General features: G+C 45.3%; 10 protein-coding genes and 1 riboswitch. All 10 genes read left to right on the plus strand.

The annotated features are described in order from the left end of the window. The first annotated feature begins 8 nt into the window (after positions 1 to 8). The 10 genes from FYJ66_RS00690 to FYJ66_RS00735 all read left to right on the plus strand — a co-directional run bounded on the left by FYJ66_RS00690 (position 9) and on the right by FYJ66_RS00735 (position 12209). Positions 9 to 662 (plus strand): IS607 family transposase, encoded by a 654-nt coding sequence (locus FYJ66_RS00690; RefSeq protein ID WP_338071082.1) that lies wholly within the window; start codon positions 9 to 11, stop codon positions 660 to 662. Next, the gene (locus FYJ66_RS00695; protein ID WP_154571606.1) at positions 595 to 1761 is read left to right on the plus strand and encodes an RNA-guided endonuclease TnpB family protein; all 1167 of its coding nucleotides are present in this window, start codon (positions 595 to 597) and stop codon (positions 1759 to 1761) included. Before FYJ66_RS00690 ends, FYJ66_RS00695 begins: the two co-directional genes overlap by 68 nt. Positions 1762 to 1951: 190 nt before the next feature. Further along, positions 1952 to 2656, plus strand: a complete 705-nt coding sequence (locus tag FYJ66_RS00700) for a pseudouridine synthase (protein WP_154571607.1) — start codon at positions 1952 to 1954, stop codon at positions 2654 to 2656. Positions 2657 to 2678: 22 nt separating this feature from the next. After that, complete coding sequence (locus tag FYJ66_RS00705; protein ID WP_338071063.1) at positions 2679 to 4034, plus strand: L-cysteine desulfidase family protein; 1356 nt, start codon at positions 2679 to 2681, stop codon at positions 4032 to 4034. A gap of 9 nt (positions 4035 to 4043) precedes the next feature. Further along, positions 4044 to 5333: a hypothetical protein gene (locus FYJ66_RS00710; protein WP_154571608.1), complete on the plus strand. Its 1290-nt coding sequence runs from the start codon at positions 4044 to 4046 to the stop codon at positions 5331 to 5333. A gap of 291 nt (positions 5334 to 5624) precedes the next feature. After that, on the plus strand, positions 5625 to 6884 hold the full coding sequence (locus FYJ66_RS00715; protein WP_154571609.1) for an alanyl-tRNA editing protein: 1260 nt from the start codon (positions 5625 to 5627) through the stop codon (positions 6882 to 6884). A gap of 131 nt (positions 6885 to 7015) precedes the next feature. Then, positions 7016 to 7663, plus strand: coding sequence for a cytidylate kinase-like family protein (locus tag FYJ66_RS00720; RefSeq protein ID WP_206156936.1), 648 nt, complete (start codon positions 7016 to 7018; stop codon positions 7661 to 7663). Positions 7664 to 7810: 147 nt separating this feature from the next. Further along, a riboswitch (SAM riboswitch) is annotated at positions 7811 to 7919 on the plus strand. 90 nt (positions 7920 to 8009) lie between these two features. Then, positions 8010 to 9194 carry a methionine adenosyltransferase gene (metK, locus tag FYJ66_RS00725; RefSeq protein WP_154571611.1) on the plus strand — a complete coding sequence of 395 codons (1185 nt, stop codon included), beginning with the start codon at positions 8010 to 8012 and terminating at the stop codon, positions 9192 to 9194. A gap of 186 nt (positions 9195 to 9380) precedes the next feature. Further along, positions 9381 to 10595 (plus strand): BaiN/RdsA family NAD(P)/FAD-dependent oxidoreductase, encoded by a 1215-nt coding sequence (locus FYJ66_RS00730; RefSeq protein ID WP_154571612.1) that lies wholly within the window; start codon positions 9381 to 9383, stop codon positions 10593 to 10595. Positions 10596 to 10616: 21 nt separating this feature from the next. Beyond that, positions 10617 to 12209, plus strand: coding sequence for an NAD(P)/FAD-dependent oxidoreductase (locus FYJ66_RS00735; protein ID WP_154571613.1), 1593 nt, complete (start codon positions 10617 to 10619; stop codon positions 12207 to 12209). The last annotated feature ends 18 nt before the right edge of the window (positions 12210 to 12227 follow it).

The raw sequence follows: 12227 nt of genomic DNA on the forward strand, positions 1-12227 counted from the left end.
CATCTAATATCACTAATTACAAACCAAAAGATTTTGCTGAATTATTGGGTGTCTCAGTCAAAACGTTACAACGTTGGGATAGAGAGGGGATTCTGAAAGCAAGTCGAACTCCGACTAATAGGCGTTATTATACTTATGATCAGTATCTTCAGTTCAAGGGCATAACTACTGAAAACGATAATCGTCAGATTGTTATTTATGCCAGAGTATCTACAAGAAACCAAAAAGATGATTTACAAAACCAAGTAACTTTTTTACGTCAGTTCTGCAATGCTAAAGGTATCATTGTAGATCAATGTATTGAGGATTATGGAAGCGGACTTAACTACAATCGAAAAAGGTGGAATCAATTATTAGATGAAGTAATGGAACAAAAAATCAAAACTATCATAGTTACACATAAAGATAGATTTGCCAGATTTGGTTATGATTGGTTTGAAAAATTCTGTATGAAGTTTAATACAGCCATAGTGATAGTGAATAATGAAGAACTATCACCGCAGGAAGAACTTGTACAGGATATTGTGTCTATACTGCACGTTTTTTCTTGTAGATTGTACGGTCTTCGTAAGTATAAAAAACAAATAGAAGGGGATGCAGAAATTGCTAAAGAGCTTCAAGACGGAAATAAATCCGACAGTCGAGCAAAAAATCAAAATTAACAAGACTATCGGTACTTGTAGGTACGTCTATAACTTTTATCTCAGTCACAACAAAACTTTACACGATAACGGTGAAAAGTTTATGAGTGGTAAAAGTTTCAGTGTTTGGCTGAACAATGAGTACCTTCCCAAAAATCCAGATAAATTATGGATCAAGGAAGTCAGTTCAAAATCTGTAAAACGCTCAATTGAAAATGGTTGTGTTGCATTTACAAGATTTTTTAAACATCAGAGTGCTTTTCCAAAGTTTAAAAAGAAAGGCAAATCTGATGTGAAAATGTACTTCGTAAAGAATAATCCAAAGGATTGCCGATGCGAAAGACACAGAATTAATATTCCATCACTTGGCTGGGTCCGCATTAAAGAAAAAGGATATATCCCAACCACCAAAGACGGGTATGTAATTAAAAGCGGTCATGTTTCAATCAAGGCGGATAGATATTATGTATCGGTTCTTATAGAAATTGTTGATAAAAAGATCTTCAATAATTCTAATGAAGGAATTGGTATCGATCTTGGATTAAAGGATTTTGCCATTGTTTCCAATGGTAAAACTTATAAAAATATCAATAAGTCAGCAAGAATTAAAAAATTAGAAAAGAAACTGCGCAGAGAACAAAGATGTCTCTCACGCAAGTATGAAAATTTAAAGAAAGGAGGACCCACTCAAAGAACGAATATACAAAAACAAAAGCTCAAGGTACAGAAACTCCATCATAAAATAGACAATATCCGTACTGACTATATTAACAAGACAATCGCTGAGATAGTGAAAACCAAGCCATCTTATATAACGATTGAGAATTTGAATGTATCAGGAATGATGAAGAACAGACATCTATCAAAAGCCGTTGCAGCACAAAAGTTCTATGAATTTAGAACAAAGCTTAAAGCGAAGTGTGATGAAAATGGTATTGAATTAAGAGTCGTAGACAGATGGTATCCATCATCCAAAATATGTCATTGCTGTGGTGCTATCAAGAAAGATTTGAAGCTTTCAGATAGAATATACCGTTGTGATTGTGGCTATGTCGAGGATAGGGATTTTAATGCTGCTCTTAATCTAAGAGATGCTTGGACTTACGAAGTTGCACAATGAAAGCAAACGTAAGTATGTACTGCGGGCTATCGCAGGAATTAACGACTGTGGAGTGTACAAGAACTTGTGAGTAGCGCATTGTTTATAATCGCCAAAGCATACACATTGAAGCAGTAAGAAGTATCCGCAAGGACTTCAATTCTCGATGTGTTTGAGTATATTTAAACATATTTTGAGTGGCAGCAGGATTATGAGGATCAATAAGTACATAGCAGCTTCAGGTATATGCAGCCGCAGAAAGGCAGATGTTCTTGTGGACCAGGGCAAGGTTTCGGTGAACGGTCAGGTTCTCATGGAAAAAGGATATGAGGTGAAGCCGGGGGACCGGGTAGAAGTTGAGGGAAGGGTTCTTGAAAGCTCTTCGAAGAAGTATTACTACATGGTAAACAAGCCTGTGGGATATGTAACAACTGTCAGCGACCCTGAAGGAAGACCTACGGTTATGGAACTTGTTCCGGACACCGGTGAAAGACTTTTCCCAGTAGGCAGGCTGGACATCAACACATCCGGTCTCCTGATCATTACAAACGACGGAGATTTGACAAACAGGCTTACACACCCGTCCCATGAGCTGACGAAAACATACCTGGCAAGAGTTGAAGGCATTATGGGAATAAAAGAAGCGAAGATGATGGAAAAGGGCATCAGGCTCAAGGAATTCACCACAGCTCCGGCTAAGGTGAAGCTCATAAGACATAACAAAAATTCAACCCTCGTGAAAATATCTATTCATGAAGGAAAGAACCGCCAGGTGCGGCGGATGTTCAAAGCCATAGGTCATCCGGTTATGGAGCTGGAAAGAATTGCCATTGGAAATATTAACAGCAGACTTCCTGAGGGAGGCTGCAGGAAGCTTAATCCTAACGAGGTGAAATATCTGAAAGGCACCAAATAAGAGCTCAGGCAAGGAGGTCGTCATGAACCATGTTGATATGGAAGAGCTAACTGAACTTATCCGTAATGATATGAAACCGGCCCTGGGAGTTACAGAGCCGGGAGCAATTGCATTTGCAGTTGCCACGGCTGAAAAACATGCTGGAGGAAGGCTGAAATCAGTTAACGTTAAGCTGAACAGCGGTATGTACAAGAACGGATATACCTGCGGAATTCCTAACAGCACGAGAGTTGGAAACATGTATTCTGCTGCCCTTGGAGCTGTGGCAGGAGACCCGGAAAAGGGTCTGATGGCCTTATCCGGTGTTACCCCTGAGGATGACCAGAGAGCAGCGGAAATGGTTGAGTCAGGCATGGTGACCGTGGAAATGAGCGGAGTCACCAGCAGAATTTTCATTCAGGCTGCAGTGGTATCTGAAGATGAGGATGGCGTAGAACAAAAGGTTACAGTGACGATCAGAGATTCCCACACTAATATCGTATCCATAACGCAAAATGGAAAAGAAATTTTTTCCAAAGACCCGGGAAAAGATAATAGTCAGATGGCCGAAGCAGGTGACTGCAATGAAAGCCCGGATGAAACAGGAACTTCAGAAGAGGAGCCTGAGCCCCTGATTCACAAATACAGTCTGAAACAGCTGGTTGAATATGCTGAGAAGGTTGATATTAACCGGATTTCATTTATTCAGGAGGCTTTTAAGGTCAACATGGAGCTGTTCAACTACGGCCTGGAGAGCCCGAGAACCGTTTTTGCACATCAGCTTCTCAAAATGAACAGCAATAAAATTTTTTCAGATGATGAGCTGAGGACAGCTTCCCTTCTGTGCAACGGAGCCATTGAGGCAAGGGTTCTGGGCCTGGACAGACCTGCTATGAGCATTACAGGATCAGGGGCACACGGGATCATAGCAACCCTTCCTCTTTATGGTGCGTTCAAGGTAAAGAACTACAGTGAGGAAGCACTTCTTAGGGCCACGGCTTTAAGCTACCTGGTTTGCATGTACATCAAGGAGTATTCAGGAAAACTTTCTGCATTCTGCGGATGCGCTATTGCAGCAGGTACGGGAACGGCCTGCGGGCTGACAATGCTCAGGGGCGGTGGAATTGATGAAATGAAGGACGTCATAAATAACATGGCATCCAGCATTACTGGAATGATCTGCGATGGAGGAAATCAGGGCTGTGTTATGAAAGGCGTGGCAGCAGTTGAAACCATCTGGCGTTCTGTGGACCTGGCCATGAATGGAGCTTCAATCAGCTGGAATCACGGAATCAACGGCAGAACACCGGAAGAAACCATGAGGAACATGGGGCTGGTTGCATCACCGGGAATGACGGGAACTGAGAAGACAATCGTTGATATTATGAGAAACAAGTAAGTGGCAAATATGAACAGAAGAAATTTCAAGGTGGTAGAGGGGGGACTCTCGGAGCATTACAACACCTTCAAGGATTGTAATTTTTACAGATGCACAGGTACTAATACCAGGCTCATGGGAGTGGTGGCCCTCCACGTTCAGTGGAAAAAAAATGAAAATCCTAAAATAACGGTTCATCAGTTTATTCATCTGGATTTTTCTGAACTGGGGCCCGATAACTATTATGAAGTTATTCCGGAAAAACCTCACCGGCTCACCAAAAGTGAAATGAGGGTCTGGAAGGAAATGTCAGAGCCCCTGGGCGGTTCCCAGGTAAATCTGAATGAAACAGATGTGTATTTCCTGATTAAAGAGGCTCTGGGGAAGATGAACCCTTATCTGGAAAAGGAAAAGACTCCTGACGGAGATGAATACAGACTGGCCCGCCTGCGGCTTGAATTGACCCTGGAAGCCCTTGAAGACAGCGGACGTGTTGACATGAGCATCTCCCCGGAAAGAATTACCGAGAAGGTGAGCCCGGACTGGTGCTCTAAACAGGAAACTGTCAATTACTTCATCATGCGCATGATGGACAGAGACCCTGAGGCTGCCTGTACCATAACCACTATTCCTCTGGAGGAACTGAAGAAATCTCCTTTGATGGAACACGGCATCAAGACTCTGATGAAGGCCAGCACAAAAGAAGAGAAGGTGGTGCCTGTAAAGGCCAGTGTAAAACAGGCTATTGCCACCACCACTCAGGCTGTGGCAGGCACCGAGAATGGTTACATGCTTTACCGGGTCGCTCTTGATCTGGAGCTGCGGAACAAGACATGGATGATTACGGGATGCCAGTCATCAGAGGCCATGAAGATGAGCAGTTTTGAAGCAGCAATGCAGCTGGACAGGCCTGAGTATATTACTCTTTTCAGGCTTGCCGATGGAGCCGGATCAATGGAAGATCCGGAAATTCCCATGATGAATGCCTGCCTCCCTGTGCTCATGCCAAATGGAACTCTCTATGTGAGATACAATGGGGACAACAGTTATGTTGACTCATATGAATACCTGATGAACAACGACATGTACGGAGCCTATCTGTTTACGGAACAGGGAGAACTGGTGATCATGAGTCCTGACATGGTCCACATTTCCATGATGGAGCTGGATATACTTTCATCTCCTGCTGCAGCCAGGATGAAACTGGTAAAAAGATACAAATCAGTTAACCAGATCTTTCAGACCTTTGCCCAGATGCCGGGTGCCAACTTCGAAGATATGGTGGAAACAGGTGATCCATCACCAGATGATGATTATTAAAAAAAATAATTTACTAAAATATATTATCTGTTAACCCATGTTCGGATTTTTGTGAAATGTTTTCAACAGTTTCTATTCCCCATGATTTCAACTATCAGGGGTTTATCCACAGGATTTTTGAAAATCGTATACAATTTTATCAACACGGCTATGTGGAAAAGTGGAAAACGCGTATGCCAGTGATTGCAAGGCTGAACAGGTTTGAAATTGGTTGTCAAGGGAAGTTATCCACATATTTTATACATGCAAAAAAGCAATTTGTTCTATTTTATGGAGGCAGAATAAGTAAAAATGGGCAGTGTGACAGAGAGAATTTACAGAAGCAATCCTTATGAAAGCAAGATAAAATCTAGGGTAGAGGAAGTTTTCCATAGTGAGGGAAAAGATGTGCTGGTTTTGGATAAAACGGTGTTTTTCCCTACAGGAGGAGGACAGCCCTGCGACAGGGGAACCGTCTCCCTGATGAGGGACGGAGATAAAAAGATTTTTTCCATAGTGGATGTATACGACCACAGCCTGGAAGGCGATGTTTTCCACGTTACAGACGCACCGGAGGGGACTTTCGCTCCTGGTGACCAGGTAGAAACAGAACTTGACTGGGACCGTCGATTTACCCACATGCAGAGGCACCTGGGAGAGCATCTCTTCACAGGATCCCTGTACAGGCTGTTCGGATGGAAGAACAAGGGCTTTCACATGGGCGAGGATTACACAACCATCGATATGGAGGTAACTCACAGCCCGGAAGTGGATAAGATGATTCGTGAGGGAGAGCTGGAAGTTAACCGGGTGATCTGGATGGATGTTCCTGTTCATGTGGACTATTTCCCGGATAAGGAGGCTGCATCGGTGATGCCGGTGCGTAAACCCATTACGGCCCATGGCATGATATCTGTGGTGACTGCCGGTGACAGGGAAGATCCCCTTGACTGCTGTGCCTGCTGCGGTACACATGCAGATTCTACGGGGCAGGTGGGCCTGGTGAAAGTGTACAAGGCCGAGGCCAACAAGGGTATGACGAGGATATATTTCGACAGTGGAAAACCGGCGCTCATGAAAATGCGTCAGGAGATGGACCTTATGAGACAGATAACAGACAGGTTTTCGGCTGGAGATGATGATATTATCAGCAAGCTGGATATTCAGGAGCAGAAGGAAGGAAATCTTAGAAAAAGATACGCTTCCCTCAGGGACAAGGTGATGGAAACGGAGAAGGAGAAGATTCTCAGCGTTATGAAGGATGAAGACCGGGAGACCTTCGATTTTCCATATGAATGCCTGGAAGCTGGTGACCTTGTAAAACTGGGCTTTGCCGTCATGAATGAAAGGGGAGAAGACAAAGACTGTGGTGCCGTAAAGCTATTGACCTTAACTGACGAAAGCAGCCATACAGTCCTTCTCTTTTCCTCAGGAGAAGTATCATGCGGCAAACTGGTAAAGGAAAAAGCAGGAGCTTTCGGCGGACGCGGGGGCGGAAGAGATGATAACGCCCGGGCCATTTTTCCGGATATGAAATCTGCAAGAATGTTTATCAGAGAAATTACGGGCTAAAAGGCAGTGAGAAATTAATGAATTACGGGAGCAGTTCTTTTCTGATATAATTCTGATATAATATAGACAAAGACCGGAAGATCTTTTACCCGCATTGCACTGTGATGCATCAAAAGGGGAGGGTGATATATATGACAACTAAACCAGAAGACGTAAAATTCATCGTCACTATCGGAAGAGAGTTCGGCAGCGGCGGTCACGAGATCGGCAAGAGACTGGCCAAAGAACTGGGAATTGCTTTCTACGATACTGAACTGCTGGAGCTGGCTGTAGCAAAAACCGGATACCACGAAGACTACATCCGCAGCAATGACGAGAAGGCTCCTGATTTTGCAGCAGGTCCTCTGTTCTCAGGAATGGAGTACTATCAGCCATCTCCTTATGACAAAATCCAGGTTGAAATAAGAAAGATCATCGAGGACATTGCCGAAAACGAGAGCGCTGTAATCGTGGGAAGAGCTGCAGACTACATTCTGAGAGATAAGACCCATGTAAGCGTGTTCCTGTTCGCTCCAATGGAAGACAGAATCAAGAGAAAAATGGCACTGCTTGACGAGAAGACCAGAAGCGAGATTACTGATTCCATGATGGAGAAGACTATCAGGCAGAGAGACAAGCAGCGCCGCCGGTTCTACGAGTACTATACTGATATGCGCTGGGGTGCAAGGGATACCTATGACCTTCTGATAAACACCAGCAGAGCAGGAATCGAGGGTTCTGTAAAAATAATTGAAACTTTCATCAAAGAAGGATATGACGAGAACATTCTTCCAGACTAGGAAGTATGCAGACAAAAGGGGGGCTCTGCCCCTCTTTTTCAATGACCGGCGGCCATGGGAATCTGTCCTTGACCAAGAGATAAAACAAAAACTGACCAAAATTCATATTGACATACCCTCAGACTGGGTTATAATTACATCCAGCGAACCTTATTAAGAGCGGGGTAGGGAATGGGCCCGATGATCCCGCGGCAACCACACCGGCAAAGGGTGTCAGGTGCCAATTCCCACGGGTATCCATCCCGGAAGATGAGGAGCAGCAGCAGAACTCTTCATCGTTGTGATGAGGAGATTTTTTTTATCAGAGAATCAGACCCAGATTCTTTTACTCAAGGAGGGTATTTTAATGAGACATTTATTTACATCCGAGTCGGTTACTGAAGGCCATCCTGACAAGGTCTGTGACCAGATTTCAGATGCAATTCTGGATGCCATAATTGCTGAAGATCCAAACTGCCGTGTAGCATGCGAGACAGCTACAAAGACAGGTTACATCATGGTTTTCGGAGAGATTTCCACAACATGCACAGCTGACATTGAAGGTATCGTAAGAAAGGTTGTTACAGATATCGGATATAACTGCAGCGACGTTTGCTTTGATGGAAACACTTGTGGAGTTCTTGTGTGCATCGAGAATCAGTCAGGCGACATCGCAATGGGCGTTGATGAGGCTCTTGAGAAAAAAGAAGGCAAAGAAGGCGACAAGTTTGCGGAGATCGGAGCTGGAGACCAGGGCATGATGTTCGGATTTGCCTGCGACGAAACTGAAGAGCTGATGCCAATGCCTATAGTTCTTGCTCACAGCATGGCACTGAAGCTGGCTGCAGTAAGAAAGGACGGAACTCTCAGCTATCTCCGTCCTGACGGAAAGACTCAGGTTACAGTTGAGTACGACGATGACAAGGTAGTAAGAGTAGACACTGTTGTTGTTTCCACACAGCACGATCCTGATGTATCCCTTGAACAGATCAGAGAGGATATGATCAAGTACGTCATCAAGCCTGTAGTTCCGGAAGAGCTGATCGATGAGAACACAAGATTCTTTGTAAACCCTACAGGAAGATTCGTTATCGGCGGACCTAAGGGTGACTCCGGACTTACTGGAAGAAAGATCATCGTAGATACTTATGGCGGATATGCACGTCACGGTGGCGGTGCCTTCTCCGGAAAAGATCCTACGAAGGTTGACAGAAGTGGAGCGTACATGGCACGTTACATTGCCAAGAACATCGTAGCATCAGGAATTGCCACAAAGTGCGAGATTCAGCTGGCATATGCCATCGGCGTTGCTGAACCTGTTTCCGTATTCGTTGATTCCTTCGGAACAGGAAAGATTGCAGATGACGAAATCGTCAAGATCGTAAGGGATAACTTCGACATGCGTCCGGCAGCTATTATCGAGAAGCTGGACCTGAGAAAGCCTATTTACAAGAACCTGGCAGCTTACGGCCACTTCGGCAGAACTACACTGGGAGTCAAGTGGGAAGAGACAGATATGGCAGACACTCTGAGAGAAGCTGCACATCTTTAATAAGAATTCATCACGCTATAACGGCTGACTAACGGCAAAAGAGCAGTTCCTACGGGACTGCTCTTTTGCTGTATTAATGTTGTTACCAGCAAGACATATGGTATACTTATTAATCGAAATAAGTGCATACATGTACGTACAGGGGATTCCTTCCTCAGAGGCGGGAACTCCGGAAATGGAGCAGGTTTGAAGAATTTCAATTGCGATATATGTATAATCGGAGCAGGTGCGTCCGGAATGACTGCTGCCATTCAGGCAAAGAGGGCAAACAGAGATGCCAGAGTGCTGGTTCTTGAGAAGAACAGCATTCCGGGAAGGAAGCTGAGGGCAACGGGAAACGGCAGATGCAATCTGACCAACAGCAATGCAAGAGAGTATCTGAAGTCTTTGAGATTTCTGAGTGATATGGGAATCGCAGTCAGGGAGTATCCGGAAGGATACATTTATCCATATTCAGAATCTGCTGCTGACGTAGCAGAGGTTCTTAAGAACAGGATGGATGACCTGGGGGTGGAGCTGCTGCTGGACACCAGAGTTACCGGGGCTTCAACCAGTGGCAGCAACAAGGTAATTGAAGCAGAATCTGCAGAACTGGGGAAGATCTGCGTGAATGCACAGGTGCTGATTATCTCTGCCGGCGGGAAGGCAGGCCCGGCCTTTGGAACAACAGGAGACGGCACGAAAATTGCAGCCGGATTCGGACATAGAATAACGAAGCTGGTCCCAGTTCTTACAGCAGTTGAAGTCAGCGACGAAGGAATAGAAACTCTGGCAGGAATAAGGGCCAGAGGCAGTGTGAAACTGTACAAGAAGGGAAGAAAGATATTTGAAGAGCCGGGAGAAATACAGTTTACAAAAACAGGCCTTTCAGGTATCTGCATTTTCAATATGACCAGACACATGATCTTTGGCGAAGGGGAAACCATCCAGGATTTCGGCATAGGACTGGATCTTTGCCATGATTTTGACATGGACGACTATATTACAGCCGGAGTTGAAGCCATAAGAAACGTAGGTTCCGACGAACCGGCAAGAGACATCCTTCGAACTTTTCTCAAAAAGAACCTGGCCAGCTATGTAATAACCAGAAGCGGCGTGGATCCTGACAAGAGAATTGTTGATCTGTCTGCTCCTGAGCTTTACGCCATCATCGCAGCTACTAACGATTTGAGATTCAAGCCGGAAAAACTGAAGGGCTGGAGAGATGCTCAGTGCACATCCGGGGGCGTCGACAGATTTGAGGTAGACGACGAAACCTGTCAGTCTCTTCTTGTTCCCGGCCTTTATATGACAGGGGAAGTCCTGGACTACGACGGCCCTTGCGGAGGATACAACCTTAATTTTGCATGGCTGACTGGAATGGCTGCCGGTGAGAGTGCAGGCAGGTCTATTAAACATTAGCCAGAGAATAACTGATAAAGAATGAAATATATATACAGAATAAACGAGATCAAAACAGAAATAGATTTTTCCGTAGACGAACTGGCCAGAAAGGCAGAGAAGAAATCAGGCCTGAAACCAGGTGACCTGGGGCCGGAGGAGTCCCCGGGAAGAAAGGGGATTTTCGTAATACGAAGACAATCTGTGGACGCCAGAGACAAAAGCCACATTCACTATGTGTTTGCCCTGGACATAACCACAGACAGCCCCCTCAGGAGATTTGACAGAAAGAAAGTCAGACAGATTACTGGAGAGGGTCTCCCTGATGTGAAGCCGGGAAACGAGAAACTCCGGGAAAGACCAGTCATTGCAGGTTTCGGACCTTGCGGGATATTCTGCGCCCTCAGGCTTGCCCGGGCCGGATATAAGCCTGTCGTCATAGAGCGGGGATCTGCAATGGATAAAAGAATTGCCGATGTGGGAGCTTTCCACAGAGAAGGCTGCCTCGATCCCGAATCCAATGTTTTATTTGGCGAGGGAGGAGCAGGAACCTTCTCTGATGGAAAACTGAACAGCGGAATCAGTGACGGTCACGTGCGTCAGGTCCTTGAAACCTTCAGAGACGCAGGTGCGGATCCGGACATTACATACCGCAACAAGCCTCATATTGGAACAGATGTGCTCAGAAAGGTTGTAGTAAATCTCAGGAAAAAAATTATTTCACTGGGCGGAGAGATCCGGTTTGACACCAGGCTTACGGATATTGTAGCGGAGAATGGCCGGCTTTCGGCAGTCAAAGTTCAAAACAAAGAAGGCGAAACTCTTGAAATACCTGCCACCGTTCTTGTTCTGGCCATAGGTCACAGTGCAAGGGATACTTTCAAGATGGCCAGAGACCGGGGACTTCCAATGGAACAGAAACCTTTTTCCATAGGAGTAAGAATGGAACATCCCCAGGAGATGATTGACCGCTCCCAGTATGGAGAAGAAAGGAGACTTCCGCCGGCAGATTACAAGCTGAGTTATAAAGCTTCCAATGGCAGGGGGGTCTATTCTTTCTGCATGTGCCCGGGAGGGCAGGTTATTCCCTGCGCTTCTGAGCCTGGAATGCTCTGTGTAAACGGAATGAGCAACAGGAAAAGAGACAGCGGCACTGCCAACAGCGGAATCTTGTGCGACGTCAGGACCGAAGACTTCGGTTCAGATGATGTGCTGGCAGGTGTGGAATTTCAGAGAAAATATGAGAGGCTGTGTTTTCAGAACGGAGGAGGCAATTACAAGCCTCCGAAATCCACTATGAAGGAATTTCTGGAGAACACTGGAGCTGGATCTGTGGTCATAAACACCCTTCCGGAATTCGCTGCTGACGCAATACGGGAAGCAGTTCCTTTTTTTGCAAAGAAGATAAAAGGCTATGACAGGGATGACGGAGTGGTAACTGCGGTGGAGACCAGGAGCTCTTCGCCAGTAAGAATTCTTAGAGATAAATCTATGGAAAGCCAGGTGGGAGGGATTTATCCTGCTGGTGAAGGAGCTGGCTATGCCGGCGGAATTACATCTGCCGCATGTGACGGCATCAAGGTAGCAGAGAAAATAATTGCCAGATATCATCTGGTTACAAATAAAGAGGCTTGAAAAGAAAAATAGCAGGTT

Source organism: Allobaileyella intestinalis, assembly GCF_009695865.1.
GTDB lineage: Bacteria > Bacillota > Clostridia > Peptostreptococcales > Anaerovoracaceae > Allobaileyella > Allobaileyella intestinalis.

Coding starts and splice junctions, on each gene's coding strand:
- FYJ66_RS00700 (WP_154571607.1), top strand. CDS start 1,952: ATGAGGATCAATAAGTACATAGCAGCTTCAGGTATATGCAGCCGCAGA.
- FYJ66_RS00710 (WP_154571608.1), top strand. CDS start 4,044: ATGAACAGAAGAAATTTCAAGGTGGTAGAGGGGGGACTCTCGGAGCAT.
- FYJ66_RS00715 (WP_154571609.1), top strand. CDS start 5,625: ATGGGCAGTGTGACAGAGAGAATTTACAGAAGCAATCCTTATGAAAGC.
- FYJ66_RS00705 (WP_338071063.1), top strand. CDS start 2,679: ATGAACCATGTTGATATGGAAGAGCTAACTGAACTTATCCGTAATGAT.
- FYJ66_RS00720 (WP_206156936.1), top strand. CDS start 7,016: ATGACAACTAAACCAGAAGACGTAAAATTCATCGTCACTATCGGAAGA.
- metK (WP_154571611.1), top strand. CDS start 8,010: ATGAGACATTTATTTACATCCGAGTCGGTTACTGAAGGCCATCCTGAC.
- FYJ66_RS00695 (WP_154571606.1), top strand. CDS start 595: ATGCAGAAATTGCTAAAGAGCTTCAAGACGGAAATAAATCCGACAGTC.
- FYJ66_RS00735 (WP_154571613.1), top strand. CDS start 10,617: ATGAAATATATATACAGAATAAACGAGATCAAAACAGAAATAGATTTT.